General features: G+C 69.4%; 14 protein-coding genes. 12 read left to right on the top strand and 2 right to left on the bottom strand.

The window, feature by feature from the left end:
* Both ABZY89_RS04435 and ABZY89_RS04430 read right to left on the bottom strand, forming a co-directional pair.
* The gene (locus ABZY89_RS04435; protein WP_355224953.1) at nt 1-1002 is read right to left on the bottom strand and encodes a PDDEXK nuclease domain-containing protein; all 1002 of its coding nucleotides are present in this window, start codon (nt 1000-1002) and stop codon (nt 1-3) included.
* A 166-nt stretch (nt 1003-1168) separates the two neighbouring features.
* Nucleotides 1169-1702: an endonuclease V gene (locus tag ABZY89_RS04430; protein WP_355224951.1), complete on the bottom strand. Its 534-nt coding sequence runs from the start codon at nt 1700-1702 to the stop codon at nt 1169-1171.
* 109 nt (nt 1703-1811) lie between these two features.
* Here ABZY89_RS04430 and ABZY89_RS04425 point away from each other — a divergent pair, with 109 nt between their 5' ends.
* From ABZY89_RS04425 to ABZY89_RS04370, 12 genes are all read left to right on the top strand, one after another.
* Nucleotides 1812-2789: an AIM24 family protein gene (locus tag ABZY89_RS04425; protein ID WP_355224949.1), complete on the top strand. Its 978-nt coding sequence runs from the start codon at nt 1812-1814 to the stop codon at nt 2787-2789.
* Nucleotides 2790-2945: 156 nt separating this feature from the next.
* Nucleotides 2946-4097 (top strand): glutamine-hydrolyzing carbamoyl-phosphate synthase small subunit, encoded by a 1152-nt coding sequence (gene carA, locus ABZY89_RS04420; RefSeq protein WP_355224948.1) that lies wholly within the window; start codon nt 2946-2948, stop codon nt 4095-4097.
* Between the two features lie 3 nt (nt 4098-4100).
* The gene (gene carB, locus ABZY89_RS04415) at nt 4101-7436 is read left to right on the top strand and encodes a carbamoyl-phosphate synthase large subunit (RefSeq protein ID WP_355224946.1); all 3336 of its coding nucleotides are present in this window, start codon (nt 4101-4103) and stop codon (nt 7434-7436) included.
* Complete coding sequence (locus ABZY89_RS04410; protein WP_355224945.1) at nt 7433-8473, top strand: quinone-dependent dihydroorotate dehydrogenase; 1041 nt, start codon at nt 7433-7435, stop codon at nt 8471-8473. Before carB ends, ABZY89_RS04410 begins: the two co-directional genes overlap by 4 nt.
* The gene (pyrF, locus tag ABZY89_RS04405) at nt 8470-9297 is read left to right on the top strand and encodes an orotidine-5'-phosphate decarboxylase (protein ID WP_355224943.1); all 828 of its coding nucleotides are present in this window, start codon (nt 8470-8472) and stop codon (nt 9295-9297) included. The genes ABZY89_RS04410 and pyrF overlap by 4 nt, the downstream gene beginning before the upstream one ends.
* 12 nt (nt 9298-9309) lie before the next feature.
* Nucleotides 9310-9759: a hypothetical protein gene (locus ABZY89_RS04400; protein ID WP_355224941.1), complete on the top strand. Its 450-nt coding sequence runs from the start codon at nt 9310-9312 to the stop codon at nt 9757-9759.
* A 163-nt stretch (nt 9760-9922) separates the two neighbouring features.
* Complete coding sequence (gene mihF / locus ABZY89_RS04395) at nt 9923-10243, top strand: integration host factor, actinobacterial type (RefSeq protein WP_168381123.1); 321 nt, start codon at nt 9923-9925, stop codon at nt 10241-10243.
* A complete protein-coding gene (gene gmk, locus ABZY89_RS04390) occupies nt 10240-10875 on the top strand; it encodes a guanylate kinase (RefSeq protein WP_355224939.1) in 636 nt (211 codons plus the stop codon). Before mihF ends, gmk begins: the two co-directional genes overlap by 4 nt.
* Nucleotides 10876-10882: 7 nt before the next feature.
* A complete protein-coding gene (gene rpoZ, locus ABZY89_RS04385) occupies nt 10883-11209 on the top strand; it encodes a DNA-directed RNA polymerase subunit omega (protein WP_160022984.1) in 327 nt (108 codons plus the stop codon).
* Nucleotides 11210-11279: 70 nt separating this feature from the next.
* Nucleotides 11280-12491: a bifunctional phosphopantothenoylcysteine decarboxylase/phosphopantothenate--cysteine ligase CoaBC gene (coaBC, locus tag ABZY89_RS04380; protein WP_355224937.1), complete on the top strand. Its 1212-nt coding sequence runs from the start codon at nt 11280-11282 to the stop codon at nt 12489-12491.
* Between the two features lie 129 nt (nt 12492-12620).
* On the top strand, nt 12621-13820 hold the full coding sequence (gene metK, locus ABZY89_RS04375; protein WP_355224936.1) for a methionine adenosyltransferase: 1200 nt from the start codon (nt 12621-12623) through the stop codon (nt 13818-13820).
* 167 nt (nt 13821-13987) lie between these two features.
* Nucleotides 13988-16066: a primosomal protein N' gene (locus ABZY89_RS04370; protein WP_355224934.1), complete on the top strand. Its 2079-nt coding sequence runs from the start codon at nt 13988-13990 to the stop codon at nt 16064-16066.
* Nucleotides 16067-16120: the final 54 nt, after the last annotated feature.

Below are 16120 nucleotides of genomic sequence, written 5' to 3'. Positions count from 1 at the left end.
TCACTCAGGACCACTCAACTCCTGCTGGAGCCGCTCGATACTCGGGAGACTGGCCCGCAACTGATACTCGGCTACTCCGAGCGGCTGGGTTGAACCGCGCAGCGAGTACTCCGCGACGACCTGGTTGCGGCTCTGGCACAGCAGGATCCCGATCGTCGGAGCATCGTCGGGATGTGCCATCTCTCCGTCGACCGCCGCGAGATAGAAGTTGAGCTGCCCGAGGTGCTCGGGCCTGAACTTCCCGGCCTTGAGCTCGATGACGACGTAACAGCGCAGCCTCAGGTGATAGAAGAGCAGGTCGATGAAGAAGTCCTCTCCACCGACCTCGAGGGACACCTGACGCCCGACGTACGCGAACCCGACCCCGAGCTCGACCAGGAACTCGGTGACGTGGTCGACCAGCGCCTTCTCGATCTCGCGCTCCCTGGCTTCGCCGCCGACGCCGAGAAACTCGAAGTTGTAGGGGTCCTTGACGATCTCTTGAGCAAGGTCAGACGCTGTCGGCGGGAGCGTACGTTCGAAGTTGCTGATCGCTCGACCAGATCGCTCAAGGGTCCGGAGGCTGATGTGATGGACGAGCACGGCCCGGGACCAGCCGTGTTCGAGTGCAGCGGCGGCGTACGCCAGCCGTTCATCGGTGTTCTTCAGCTTGCTGAGCAACTCGATGTTGTGGCCCCAGGACAAATTGTCCAACGGGCGTTGGACAATTGCCTCCCGGGTCCAGGCCGCTGCGAACGAGCGCATATACATCAGGTTTGCGCGTGAGAATCCGGTCATCCCCGGGAAAGCCTGCCGCAGATCGCCGGCGAGTCGTTCGACGATCTTGCTACCCCAGCCTTCGGCTTCTTGCTTGACGACGATCTCGTGGCCGATGTCCCAGTAGAGCCGGATCATGGCTGCGTTGAGCGCGACTGCCGCCTGTTGTTGCGCGCTGCGGATATGGGTCTTGAGATCGTTAAGCCAGGTGGCGTAGCCGTCGGGCAGCGAAACAGAGTCGGTCATGGTCGTTCTCCTTGGGGGCGTACGAATCACCGCCTGCGATTGCAGGCGGTACGTTCGCCGCTCCTGGAGGCGCCTGTGGCGCTATTACTTACCCTCGCGACTGGCGGCCCCTTCTCGCAGACCTGGCTGGCCCGGTACTTCGGAGTGATCGCCTGAGTTGCCTTGATTAGATCATCTGTTCGTCGCTGGAGAGAGAAGGCGCGGCCCGGGCGAGGCGGTCGACGATTCGCAAGGCATCAGGTAGGCGGGCGGAGCCGGCCATGGTGCGTACCAGGTGAGCGGCATCTGCCAGCGGGATTCCGGCGGCCGTGACGTACAGCGGCCTCGTCGAGGTACCGCGGAGGACGGGCTCGGCGTGGGTGGCGGCGCGGAAGCTGGTCTTGGCGACGCCGATGACCGCCGGCGCGAGCCCCGCGTCCCAGACATGCCGCCCCAGGCCGGGCCGTCCGGTCGGGTCGAGGTCGACGTAGCCGTCGACGATGAGTACGTCGAGCGGGTCGGCCTCGGCGAGGACGGCCGTCAAGGCGGGCAGCTCTCGTTCGTAGAACCTGCCAGGGGCGTAGTCGGCGACGCTATCGAGCCAGGCCGTACGTTGCCCGATGATCGAGCCGAACTCAGCGTCGTCACTCACCACCAGGGCGGCATGCCCCCCACCGGATGGCGGGTAGTGGACGTCGGTCGCACCGAACCTCGTCGTCACGGTCACAGAATAGGGCGGCCGGGTGGAACACCGGTGAGTCGCGCATCAAGCGCATGCCAGGATGGAGTCGAGAAGGACCGATGTGGGTCCGTGAACGCAAGGGTTAGAGATGACGGACGCAGCGTGGTACCCGGACCCGACCGGACAGGCCGAGCTTCGCTACTACGACGGGAGCCAGTGGACCGAGCACGTTTCCACGGGCGGGCAGCAGTCGACGGCGCCCCTGACGCCGCCTCAGGCCACTGTGGAGCAGGAGGCGCCGACGCAGGTCGGGTCGGCGCAGGCAGTGCAGGCTGCGTACGGTGAGAGCGCCCAGGCGCAGCCGGCCCAAGCCGCGTCCGGCCAGTACGGTCAGCAGGCCGCCCAGTACGGGCAGCAGCCTGCGCAGGCCCAGCCCACCGGCGACCCGTTCGCCGGAATCTCGGGTGACCTGATCGACGGCCGCTTCGCCGAGATCCAGGGCGACGGCGCGGTGCTGCAGAACAAGAGGCTCCTGCGCGTACGCGTCGGGGAGCCCTTCCAGGCGCGCCAGGGCTCGATGGTGGCCTACCAGGGCAACGTGCAGTTCAAGTACCAGGGCGGCGGCGTGGGGAAGTTCCTCAAGAAGGCCGTGACCGGTGAGGGCCTCAGCCTGATGGGTGTCGAGGGTCAGGGTGACGTCTTCCTGGCCGACGCGGCCAAGGAGGTCCACATCCTCCAGCTGAACAACTCCGGGATCTCGATCAACGGTGACCACGTGCTCGCCTTCTCCGGCGGCCTGCAGTGGAACATCGAGCGGGTCCAGGGCGCCGGCATGCTCACCGGCGGTCTCTTCAACACCACGCTGCGCGGCACCGGCTGGATCGCCGTCACCACCGAGGGTGACCCGGTCGTCCTCAACGCCGGCGATGCGCCGACCTTCACCGACACCAACGCGGTCGTCGGCTGGTCGCTCGGCCTGCAGACCAGCCTGCAGAAGTCGTTGACCGCCGGTGCGCTCATCGGCCGCGGCAGCGGCGAGGCGTTCCAGGTGGCCTTCCACGGCCAGGGATTCGTCATCGTGCAGCCCTCCGAGGGCGGGGTCGTGCCGCCCCACTCGCACAGCTGAGCCCGACCGCAGAGCGGCGAATGCCGCGTACGTCACAGTGCTGGCGTACGCGGCGGACGCCAACTGCCGTCAACCGGCATCTGCTTGATACTGTCACCAGCAAGTTGACCGACATCCTTTAAGCACCGTCCCGTGAGGCGGAGAAGGAGGTACGGCGTGCCGCTGCATGCCCACAAAGAAGCACTCCTCGTACTCGAGGATGGTCGATCGTTCCGGGGGGAGTCGTTCGGTGCCGAGGGTGAGACCTTCGGCGAGGCGGTCTTCTCCACCGGTATGACGGGCTACCAGGAGACGCTGACCGACCCGAGCTACCACCAGCAGGTGGTCGTGATGACCGCCCCGCACGTCGGCAACACCGGCGTGAACGACGAGGACCCCGAGTCCCGTCGGATCTGGGTGGCCGGCTATGTCGTACGCGACCCAGCCCGGGTCCCCTCCAACTGGCGTGCCCAGCGCACCCTCGACGACGACCTCCGCGACCAGTCCGTGGTCGGCATCAGCGGGATCGACACCCGCGCCCTGACCCGCCACCTGCGTGAGCGCGGCGCGATGCGGGTCGGGATCTCCACGATCGAGACCGACCCCGAGGTCCTGCTGAAGAAGGTGCTCGCCAGCGCCGAGATGAGCGGTGCGAACCTCTCCGACGCGGTCAGCACCCAGGAGGCGTACGTCGTCCCCGCCAAGGGCGAGAAGCGGTTCACCGTCGCGGCCCTCGACCTGGGCATCAAGGAGATGACCCCGCAGCGGATGGCAGAGCGCGGCATCGAGGTCCACGTCCTCCCGGCGACAGCGACCCTCGAGGACGTCCTCGCCATCAATGCCGAATCTGGGGGCATCGACGGACTCTTCTACTCCAACGGCCCCGGCGACCCGGCCGCGACCACCGGCCAGGTGGAGCTGCTCAAGGCGGCCCTCGCCGAGAACATCCCCTACTTCGGGATCTGCTTCGGCAACCAGCTCTTCGGCCGCGCGCTCGGTTTCGGGACGTACAAGCTGAAGTACGGTCACCGCGGGATCAACCAGCCGGTCATGGACCTCACCACCCGCAAGGTCGAGGTGACCGCCCACAACCACGGCTTCGCCGTCGACGCCCCGATCGGCGAGGAGACCACGACGCCCTACGGCATCGCGACCGTCTCCCACGTCAACCTCAACGACGACTGCGTCGAGGGCCTCGAGCTCAAGGACGCCGAGACGGGGAAGCTGAAGGGCTTCTCGGTCCAGTACCACCCGGAGGCAGCGGCCGGCCCGCACGATGCCGCCTACCTCTTCGACCGGTTCATCTCTCTCATGGCGAAGGAGGTCTGAGCGATGCCCAAGCGCGAGGACATCAAGTCCGTGCTCGTGATCGGCTCCGGGCCGATCGTCATCGGCCAGGCCTGCGAGTTCGACTACTCCGGCACCCAGGCCTGTCGCGTCCTGCGCGAGGAGGGGATCCGGGTCGTCCTGGTCAACTCCAACCCGGCCACGATCATGACCGACCCGGAGTTCGCCGACGCGACCTACGTCGAGCCGATCACCCCGGAATTCGTCGAGAAGGTCATCGCCAAGGAGCGCCCCGACGCTCTCCTGGCCACCCTCGGCGGCCAGACCGCGCTCAACTGCGCGGTGGCGCTGGACGAGCGCGGGATCCTGGAGAAGTACGACGTCGAGCTGATCGGCGCGAGCATCGACGCCATCCAGCGCGGTGAGAACCGCGAGGAGTTCAAGAAGATCGTCGCCGAGCTCGGCGGCGAGAGCGCGAAGTCGGTCATCTGCCACAGCATCGACGACCTGCTCGCCGGCGCCGAGCAGCTCGGCTACCCGGTGGTCATCCGGCCGAGCTTCACCATGGGTGGCTCGGGCTCGGGCTTCGCGTACAACGAGACCGAGCTGCGGCGCCTGGGTGGCGCCGGCCTCGCGGCCAGCCCCACCACCGAGGTGCTCCTGGAGGAGTCCATCCTCGGCTGGAAGGAGTACGAGCTCGAGGTCATGCGCGATCGCAAGGACAACTCGGTCATCGTCTGCTCGATCGAGAACCTCGACCCGATGGGCGTGCACACCGGCGACTCGATCACCGTCGCCCCGGCGTTGACGCTGACCGACCGCGAGTACCAGAAGCTGCGCGACCTGGCGATCGGCATCATCCGCGCCGTCGGCGTGGACACCGGCGGCTGCAACATCCAGTACGCCGTCAACCCGGCCGACGGCCGGATCATCGTCATCGAGATGAACCCCCGCGTCTCGCGCTCCTCCGCGCTGGCGTCCAAGGCGACCGGCTACCCGATCGCCAAGATCGCCGCGAAGGTCGCGATCGGCTACACCCTCGACGAGATCGAGAACGACATCACCGCCGGGCCGAACGGCTCGACCGCGGCGTCGTTCGAGCCGACCCTCGACTACGTCGTCGTCAAGGTCCCGCGCTTCGCCTTCGAGAAGTTCCCGGGCGCCGACACGACCCTGACCACCCACATGAAGAGCGTGGGCGAGGCGATGGCGATCGGCCGCAACTTCACCGAGGCCCTCCAGAAGGCGCTGCGAAGCCTGGAGAAGCCCGAGGCGGTCTTCGACTGGACCCAGGAGGTCGTCGAGCTCGACAAGCCCGCGCTGCTGGAGGAGATCAAGGTCCCCACCGACGGCCGGCTCAAGCGGGTCATGGACGCGATCCGCTCCGGTGCGACTGCGGAGGAGATCTTCGAGAGCACCAAGATCGACCCCTGGTTCATCGACCAGCTCTTCCTGATCAACGAGATCGCCCAGGAGATCATCGCGGCGCCCGAGCTGACCGCCGACGTGCTCCGCTACGCCAAGCGCCACGGTTTCTCCGACTACCAGCTCGGCAAGATGCGCGGCATGACCGCCGACGTGGTCCGAGGCGTACGCCACGCGCTGAACATCCGCCCGGTCTACAAGACGGTCGACACCTGTGCGGCCGAGTTCGAGGCGCGTACGCCCTACCACTACTCCTCCTACGACGAGGAGACCGAGGTCGCGCCCCGGGAGAAGGAGGCCGTGATCATCCTCGGCTCCGGACCCAACCGGATCGGGCAGGGGATCGAGTTCGACTACTCCTGCGTGCACGCCTCCCTCGCGCTCAGCGAAGCCGGCTACGAGACCGTCATGGTCAACTGCAACCCGGAGACGGTCTCCACCGACTACGACACCTCCGACCGGCTCTACTTCGAGCCGCTCACCCTGGAGGACGTGCTCGAGATCGTCCACGCCGAGCAGCAGGCCGGACCGGTGGTCGGGGTCATCTGCCAGCTCGGCGGCCAGACCCCGCTCGGGCTCGCGCAGGCGCTCAAGGACAACGGCGTGCCGATCGTCGGCACCAGCCCCGAGGCCATCCACCTCGCCGAGGAGCGCGGTGCCTTCGGCCGGGTGCTCCACAAGGCCGGCCTGGTCGCGCCGAAGCACGGCATGGCCACCACGTTCAACGAGGCCCGCGAGATCGCCGCCGAGATCGGCTACCCGGTCCTGGTGCGTCCCTCCTACGTCCTCGGCGGGCGCGGCATGCAGATCGTCTACGACGACGAGGCGCTGCGCTCCTACATCGAGGCCGCGACCGAGGTCACCCCGGACAAGCCGGTGATGGTCGACAAGTTCGTCGACGACGCCGTCGAGATCGACGTCGACGCCCTCTTTGACGGCACCGAGCTGTTCCTGGGCGGCGTGATGGAGCACATCGAGGAGGCCGGGATCCACTCCGGTGACTCCTCCTGCGCGCTGCCGCCGATCACCCTCGGCGCCGCCGAGGTCGAGCGCATCCGCGTGGCCACCCTGGCGATCGCCGAAGGCGTGGGCGTACGCGGCCTGCTCAACATCCAGTACGCCCTCGGCTCCGACGTGCTCTACGTCATCGAGGCCAACCCGCGCGCCTCCCGCACCGTCCCGTTCGTCTCCAAGGCGACCGCGACCCCGCTGGCCAAGGCCGCGGCGCGGGTGATGCTCGGCGAGTCGATCGCGGAGCTGCGTACGGCCGGTGTGCTCCCGGCGACCGGCGACGGTGGGGCGCTGCCGCCCAACCAGCCGATCGCGGTCAAGGAAGCGGTCATGCCGTTCAACCGGTTCCGCACCCCGGAGGGTCAGCAGGTCGACACCGTGCTCGGCCCGGAGATGAAGTCGACCGGCGAGGTGATGGGACTCGACTCCGACTTCGGCCGCGCCTTCGCCAAGAGCCAGGCCGGTGCGTTCGGTCCGCTGCCGACCCAGGGCCGGATCTTCGTCTCGATGGCCAACCGCGACAAGCGCACCATGATCTTCCCGATCAAGGTGCTCGCCGACCACGGCTTCGAGATCTTCGCGACCGAGGGCACCGCCGAGGTGCTGCGCCGTAACGGCGTGCCCTCGCGGCTGATGCGCAAGCACTCCGAGGGCACCGGACCCGATGGTGAGAAGACGACCGTCCAGCGGATCCTCGACGGCGAGGTCGACCTGGTCATCAACACCCCCAACGGCACCTCCAACGCCAGGTCCGCCCGGATGGACGGCTACGAGATCCGCACCGCCGCGGTGATGGCGAACATCGCCTGCATCACCACGGTCCAGGGCCTCGGCGCCGCCGTGCAGGGCATCGAGGCGCTGCGGCGCGGTGAGATCGACGTACGCAGCCTGCAGGAGTGGCGCGACGTCGTCGGCCACCACGACGGCGGGGTGTCCGCCACATGAAGGCCTACCGGACCCTGTTCGACAAGGTACTGACGAAGACGGATCCGGAGCGTGCCCACCAGCAGGCGTTCGCCGCGATCCGTGCGGCCGGCCCGGCGCTGTCCAGGACACGTACGCCGGGATCCCCGGTGCACGCGATGGGGCTCACCTTCCCGAACGTGATCGGCCTGGCCGCGGGCTTCGACAAGAACGCGGTCGGCATCGACGCGCTGGGCGGGCTCGGCTTCGGGCACGTGGAAATCGGCACGGTCACGGGGGAGGGGCAGCCGGGCAACCCGGCGCCGCGCCTCTTCCGGCTGCCCGCCGACCGTGCGGTGATCAACCGGATGGGCTTCAACAACGACGGCGCCGAGGCGGTCGCGGCCAGGCTGGCGAGCCGCGTGGAGCGCCGTGGCACGGCGGCCGGCGGGCCGGTTCTCGGCATCAACATCGGCAAGACGAAGCTCGTCCCGGAGGACGACCAGGCGGCCGTCGAGGCCGACTACGCCAAGTCGGCCCGGTTGCTGGCTCCGTACGCCGACTACCTGGTGGTCAACGTCTCCTCGCCCAACACGCCCGGCCTGCGCAGCCTGCAGTCGGTCGAGAAGCTGCAGCCGCTGCTGGAGCACGTCCGCTCCATCGCCGACCAGGTCACCAAGCACCGGGTCCCGCTGCTGGTCAAGATCGCGCCCGACCTGGCGGACTCCGACGTCGTCGAGGTCGCCGACCTGGCCGGCGCGATCGGCCTGGACGGGATCATCGCGACCAACACCACCATCGGCCGCGAGCACCTCGCCTCGGCGCCCGCCGAGATCACCGCGGCGGGCGACGGCGGTCTCTCCGGCGCCCCGCTCAAGGCGCGTGCGCTCGACGTCCTGCGGCTGCTCCGCAGCCGGGTCAGCCCCGAGATGACCCTCGTCGGGGTCGGTGGCATCGCCACCGTCGAGGACGCCCGCGAGCGCCTCGCCGCCGGTGCCGACCTGCTCCAGGGCTACACCGGGTTCATCTACGAAGGTCCCGGCTACGCCCGCCGGATCGCGAACGGAGTTGCTCGATGAGCTTCGGTGCCCGCTACGCCGCCGCCCTTGCCGAGCGGGGGCGGCTCTGCGCCGGGATCGACCCGCACGCCTCGCTGCTCCTCGACTGGGGCCTGAACGACGACCTCGCCGGCCTGGAGAGGTTCGCCCTGACCGCGGTCGAGGGCCTGGCCCCCTATGTCCCCGTCGTGAAGCCGCAGAGCGCGTTCTACGAGCGTTTCGGCTCGCGCGGCGTCGCGGTGCTGGAGCGGGTCATCGCCGAGTCGAAGGCCGCCGGCGCGCTGGTGCTCCTCGACATCAAGCGCGGTGACATCGGCTCCACCAGCCAGGCGTACGCCGACGCCTACCTCGATCCCGCGAGCCCGCTCGGCAGCGACGCGGTGACCGTGAGCCCCTACCTCGGCTTCGGCTCGCTGACCCCGTTCGTCGAGACGGCCACGAAGTTCGACGCCGGGCTGTTCGTGCTCGCGCTGACCTCCAACAAGGAGGGCCCCGAGGTGCAGCACGCGACGGTCGAGGACGGGCGTAGCGTCGGCCGGGTCATGCTCGACCACCTGCGCCGGCTGAACGAGGCCGAGACTCCGCTGGGCTCCTTCGGTGCGGTCGTCGGTGCGACGATCGACGGATCGGACGGTGCGGGGGTGGCGTACGACTTCGGGTTCAACGGACCGATCCTGGCTCCGGGCTTCGGTGAGCAGGGCGGCACCCCGGGCGACCTCGCCCGGATCTTCGGGTCCGCCAACGCCAACGTGGTCGCCAGCACCAGCCGCGGACTGCTGCGCAAGGGCCCGGACGTGGCCGCGCTGCGCGACGAGGCCCTGAGGCTGCGAGACGAGCTCGGCTGAGACACTGGCGCCATGACCAGTCTCCGGATGGCCGCTCAGCTCCTCGTCCTGCCGATCCTCGCCACGGGCCTGAGCTCGTGCGGTGATCCGATCGACGACTACTGCGAGTCACTCAGAGGCCACCAGGAGCAGCTGACGAACACCCTGGGGGAGGACGGCACCGGCGGGCTGATCGCCGCCCTGCCGATCTTCGAGGACCTCGAGCGCAACGCGCCCGACGACATCGCGAAGGACTGGAAGACGCTCACGGGGGCGATCTCGGGGCTCAGCACGGCTCTGGAGGACGCCGGCGTCTCGGCCGACGACTTCGAGAACGGCGAGCCGCCCGAGGGCGTCAGCGAAGCCGAGGCGAAGAAGATCGCCGACGCGGCCACGAAGGTGAGCAGCACGAAGACGCAGGAGGCGTCCGTACGCGTCCAGCAGCAGGCCCGGGACGTGTGTCACACGTCCTTGACCCTGTGAACCGAATGGACACCAGTTAGGCGACCCCGATTGCCGCCCCGGCAACGTAATGGCTAGATTGGCGCGAGCGCTTACTTTCAGCGCTCAGCCGGGGGGCACGATCCCTGTACCGCGCGACCCGGTTGCCCTGTCGACTACACATTGATCGTGAAAGGGAGTCTTCGTGGCTCTGCCTCCGGACATCACCCCTGAACAGCGCGCTGCCGCGCTCGTCAAAGCCGCGGCTTCGCGCCAGGAGAGGGCTGCTGTCAAGAACAAGGTCCGCACTGGCGGCATGTCCGTCCTCGAGGTCATCGAGGAAGGGAAGAAGAACGAGGTCGTCGGCAAGATGAAGGTCATCGACCTGCTGACCTCCCACCCCGGCCTCGGTGAGGTGCGGGCAACCCAGATGATGGAGCGTCTCGGCATCGCGATGAGCCGCCGTGTGCAGGGCCTCGGCCCCAAGCAGGTGGCCGCGCTGGTCGAGGAGTTCGCTCGCCGATGAGTCTGATGACGGACGAGAAGACCCCGGCCGGCGCCGGCGAAGGCCACGAGAAGCGACTGGTCGTCCTGGCCGGTCCGACTGCGGTCGGCAAGGGCACCGTCTCCGCGGCGGTGCGCGACGACCACCCCGAGGTCTTCTTGTCCGTCTCGGCGACCACCCGGAAGCCTCGCGCGGGCGAGGTCAACGGGGTGCACTACCTGTTCGTCTCCGACGAGGAGTTCGACGCGATGATCGCCGGTGGCGAGCTCCTGGAGTGGGCCACGGTCCACAACATGGCCCGCTACGGCACTCCTCGTGGTCCCGTCGACAAGGCGCTGGCCGAGGGACGCCCGGCGATGCTCGAGATCGACCTGCAGGGCGCCCGGCTCGTGCGCGAGACCATGCCCGAGGCGATCTTCGTCTTCCTGGCCCCGCCGAGCTGGGACGAGCTCGTACGCCGGCTGGTCGGTCGAGGCACCGAGACCGAGGCCGAGCGGGAGCGCCGCCTGGAGACAGCACGGGTCGAGCTGGCGGCGGAGAAGGAGTTCGACGTCACGATCGTGAACCACGAAGTTCATCAGGCAGCCGATGAGTTGGTAACCTTGATGACGCTCGGGCTTCCGAGCAAGAAATCCGACCAAGCCGACAAGTGAGGCTCACGTGGCTGCCCCTCAGATCGACGCCCAGGGCGTGACCAACCCCTCGATCGACGACCTGCTGACGAAGACCGACAGCAAGTACAAGCTGGTTCTCTACAGCGCCCAGCGGGCTCGCCAGATCAACGCCTACTACTCCCAGCTCGGCGAAGGCCTCCTCGAGTACGTCGGCCCCCTGGTCGACACCCACGTTCAGGAGAAGCCCCTCTCGATCGCGCTGCGCGAGATCAACGAGGACCTGCTGACCTGCGAGGACATCGACCCGGCCGAGCTGGCCGCCCAGGCTGCGGCTCAGGCTGCCGCTGCCGAGGCGCCTGCCGGCGACGCCTGATCGTCCAGGTCCTCCGCTGTCCACCAACAGCACCACTTCGGCCGCTCCCCTCGAGGGGGAGCGGCCGCGCGTGGTCTTAGGGGTCGCCGGCGGCATCGCCGCCTACAAAGCGGCCGAGCTGCTACGCCGGTTCACCGAGTCCGGCCATGACGTGACCGTGGTCCCCACGGCCGCCGCCCTCGAGTTCGTCGGCGCCCCCACCTGGGCGGCGCTGTCGGGCAAGGAGATCGCCACCGGCGTCTTCGAGAACATCACCGAGGTCCCGCACGTACGCATCGGGCAGCAGGCCGACCTCGTCGTGGTCGCGCCCGCGACCGCCAACACGCTCGCCCGCGCGGCCCACGGCCTCGCGGACGATCTGCTCAGCAACGTACTGCTCACCGCGCGCTGCCCGGTCGTGTTCGCCCCGGCGATGCACACCGAGATGTGGGAGCACCCGGCGACCCAGGCCAACGTCGCCACCCTGCGCGAGCGCGGCAACATCGTCATCGAGCCTGCCGAGGGCCGGCTGACCGGCAAGGACACCGGCAAGGGCCGCCTGCCCGAGCCGGCCGAGATCTTCGAGCTCTCCCGTGCCGTCCTCGCCCATGGCGGGCGTGCCGACCTCGTCGGTCATCGCGTCGTCGTCTCCGCCGGCGGCACCCGGGAGTACCTGGACCCGGTCCGCTTTCTCGGCAACCGCTCGTCCGGGCTCCAGGGCTATGCCATCGCCCGGGCCGCGGCCGCCCGCGGTGCCGAGGTGACCCTGGTCGCCGCCAACGTGACCCTGCCCGACCCGGCCGGCCTGAAGGTCGTACGTGTCGGCACGACCGCCGAGCTGCGCGACGCCGTGGTCTCCGCGGCCACCGGTGCGGACGCGGTCGTCATGGCCGCCGCCCCTGCCGACTTCCGGCCGACCGGGGTGAGCGAGGCCAAGATCAAGAAGGCCGCCGACGGGTCGGCGCCGACGATCGAGCTGATGCAGAACCCCGACATCCTGGCCGAGATCTCCCACCACCGGACCAAGCCCGGTCAGGTGATCGTGGGATTCGCGGCGGAGACGGGCGACGAGACCGGCTCGGTGCTCGAGCTCGCCACGGCCAAGCTGAAGCGGAAGGGCTGCGACCTGCTCGTCGTCAACGACGTCAGCGGCGGCGCGGTCTTCGGCAGCGAGGTCAACAAGGCAGTCATCCTGGGCGCCGACGGAGGCCACGTCGACGTGCAGGAAGGGGCGAAATCCGCCCTCGCAGAGGTGATCTGGGACCAGATCTCCTTACGCCTGGATGAACAACGTACAAACTGACGACACGCCACGCGCCACGATGAGGACCACCCCAACGGTCCTGGGGTTCGGGGTCTATGTTTGTCGACCAGAACGATTGACGTTTGCCTACCTGTTCAACCCACACGAACCTTTGAAACGGAGCTACACGTGACCGGACGTCTCTTCACGTCGGAGTCGGTGACCGAGGGGCACCCGGACAAGATCGCCGACCAGATCAGCGACACCGTGCTCGACTACCTGCTCGAGCACGACCCCAAGAGCCGGGTGGCTGTCGAGACCCTGCTCACCACCGGCCTCGTCGTCGTCGCCGGCGAGGTGACCACCGACGCGTACGCGCCGGTCGCCCAGCTCGTGCGCCAGAAGATCCTGGACATCGGCTACGACTCCTCCCTCAAGGGCTTCGACGGCCACTCCTGCGGTGTCCAGGTCGCCATCGGCGCCCAGAGCCAGGACATCGCCCAGGGCGTCGACACCGCCGAGGAGCACCGCCTGGACAGCTCGGTCGACGAGCTCGACCTGCAGGGCGCCGGCGACCAGGGCCTGATGTTCGGCTACGCCTGCGACGACACGCCCGAGCTGTTCCCGCTGCCCATCAAGATGGCGCAGACGCTGGCCGAGAAGCTGACCGCGGTCCGCAAGGACGGCACGCTGGACTACCTGCGTCCCGACGGCAAGACCCAGGTCACCATCGAGTACGACGACGAGGGCCGCGCCGTGCGTGTGGACACCGTCGTCCTCTCGACGCAGCACGCCGAGGAGACCACCCAGGAGCAGCTGCACGCCGACATCAAGAAGTACGTCATCGAGCCGGTGCTCGAGCAGTTCAAGTCGTCGGTTCCCTTCGACGGCTACAAGCTCCACATCAACCCGACCGGCCGCTTCGTGGTCGGTGGTCCAATGGGCGACGCCGGTCTGACCGGCCGCAAGATCATCGTCGACACCTACGGCGGCATGGCCCGCCACGGCGGCGGCGCCTTCTCGGGCAAGGACCCGTCGAAGGTCGACCGGTCGGCTGCGTACGCCATGCGCTGGGTGGCCAAGAACATCGTCGCCGCGGGCCTGGCCCGTCGCGCCGAGGTCCAGGTCGCCTACGCCATCGGCAAGGCCCAGCCCGTCGGCGTCTTCGTGGAGACCTTCGGCACCCACACCGTGCCCGAGGCCAACATCCAGAAGGCCGTCCTCGAGGTCTTCGACCTCCGCCCGGCCGCGATCCTGCGCGACCTCGACCTGCTCCGCCCGATCTACGCCAAGACCGCTGCGTACGGTCACTTCGGCCGCGAGCTTCCCGAGTTCACCTGGGAGCGCACCGACCGCGCCGACGCGCTCAAGGCTGCTGCTGGCGCCTGACGTAGGAATACCCGGTTAACCGGGTATTCCTGCACTTCTCTGGCGTTGCAACACCTGAGAAGTGCAGGAAAAGCCTGAGAAGTCCGGCGCCCGTCCCACCAGAGACGGGCGCCGGCGGCGTTTTCGAGGGGTCGGCGCCGTGGAGGTGTCGGCGGCGGCTGGTAGAAATGACCACTGTGAGCCGGGGACCGCAGGAGGCAGCCGGGGCAGCCGAGCTTGAGCTGCCCGGGCTGGTTCGCGACCGGGTCAAGGAGGGGCGGGCGAAGGCGGCGGCGACGCGGGCACGAAAGGCCGCGGAGGCGTCGATCGCCGAGGTCGATCCGGTCGCCAAGGTCTTGGTCGACCTGCCGATGGCCCACCTGGACCGGCCCTTCGATTACGCGGTCCCGGCCTCGATGGACGAGGAGGCGCAGCCCGGGGTCCGGGTGAAGGTGCGGTTCGGCCCCAAGGACGTTGACGGTTTCGTCGTGGGGCGGGCGGAATCCTCCGAGCACGCGAACCTGCAGCCGCTCAAGCGGGTCGTCAGCTCCGAGCCGGTGCTCACGCCGCAGGTGGCCGCGCTGAGCGAGTCGGTCGCCCGGCGCTACGCGGGTGCCCGGGCCGACGTGCTCCGGCTGGCGATCCCGCCCCGGCACGCCTCGACCGAGAAGGAACCCTCAGCGGTCGCCCCGGCCGGGCGGCCCTTCGACGCCGCGGCCGCGGCCGCGGCCTGGGCGGGTCACGAGCCGGCGGGCGCGTTCCTACGACATCTGGCCTCCGGCGGTGCGCCGCGCGCGGTCTGGCACGCCGCGGCCGGCACCGACCACGCCGACCTGATCGCTCACGCCACCGCGACGACGCTCGCCTCCGGACGCGGCGCGCTGGTCGTGGTGCCGGACTGGAAGGACCTCGCCCGTCTCGACACCGCGATGACCAAGGTGCTGGGGGAGGGGCAGCATGCCGTGCTGGCCGCCGACGCCGGGCCGGCCTCGCGCTACCGGGAGTTCCTGCGGGTCGCCCGGGGCGCGGTGAAGGTGGCGATCGGCACCCGCGCGGCCGCCTTCGCACCGGTACGCGACCTCGGGCTGGTGGTCGTCTGGGATGACGGCGACGACCTGCTCGCCGAGCAGCGCTCGCCCTACCCACACGCGCGCGACGTACTGCTGCTGCGCGCCGAGCAGGAGCAGGCGGCCGCGCTCGTGGGTGGCTTCGCGCGGACGGTGGAGGCTGGGTTCCTGGCCGAGACCGGCTGGGCGCAGGAGATCCGGCCCACCCGGGCGCTGGCCCGCGAGCGGGTGAGCATCGAGATCACCGGCGACACCGACTTCGACCTCGAGAAGGACCCGCTCACCCGCGCCTCCCGCGTGCCTCGCGAGGCGCACGAGATCATCCGGGCGGCACTAGCCACCGGACCTGTCCTGCTACAGACGCCGCGGCGCGGATACGCGGCCTCGCTGGCCTGCGACCGATGCCGTACGCCGGCCAGGTGCTCGGCCTGCCAAGGGCCGCTGCAGCTCGGCGGACCGGCCGCGCCGCCGACGTGCGGCTGGTGCGGTCACGTCGAGTCGGCTTGGGCGTGCGGAGCCTGCGGCGGGTTCGGGCTGCGGGCGCCGATCATCGGCGAGGCGCGTACGGCGGAGGAGATGGGCCGCTCCTTCGCCGGGGTCCGGGTGGTGACCTCCTCAGCGGGGGCGGTCAAGCAGACGGTGCCGGGCACACCGGCGATCGTGGTCGCCACCATCGGCGCCGAGCCCGTCGCCGAGGGCGGCTATGCCGGGGTGCTGCTGCTCGACACCTGGCTGTTGCTGGGGCGGCCGGACCTGCGTACGGACGAGGAGGCGCTGCGCCGCTGGAGCAACGCCGCGGGACTGGTGCGGCCCGGTGGGCGGGTGCTGGTCGTCGGCGACCCGGCGCTGTCGGTGCTGCAGGCGCTGGTGCGCTGGGACCAGCCCGGGTTCGCCCAGCGCGAGGCGGCCGCCCGACAGGAGGCCCACCTCCCGCCGGCGTCGCGGCTGGCCACCATCACCGGCACTCCCGGAGCGCTCGACGACGCGCTCACCCTGCTGGCGCTGCCGCCCGGCGCGGAGGTGCTGGGCCCGGTCCCGGCCGAGCCCACATCCACCGGAGAGCCACGCCTGCGTGCGGTCGTACGCGTGCCGCGATCCCTCGGCGTCAAACTCACCGAGGCGCTCGGGGAGCTGCAGCGGGTGCGGTCGGCGCGCAAGCTCGACCCGGTCCGGGTCCAGGTGGATCCGCCGACGCTCTGACCCACGCTCAGCCCACGTATTGTGGTCTCGACACGCTCGACCACCTAGGAGAAC

It is taken from the genome of Nocardioides sp. NPDC006303, from assembly GCF_040613175.1.
In the GTDB taxonomy this organism is placed as follows: domain Bacteria; phylum Actinomycetota; class Actinomycetes; order Propionibacteriales; family Nocardioidaceae; genus Nocardioides.
Note: the sequence above shows the minus strand (reverse complement) of the source record. Positions and strands in the feature narration are given on the sequence as shown.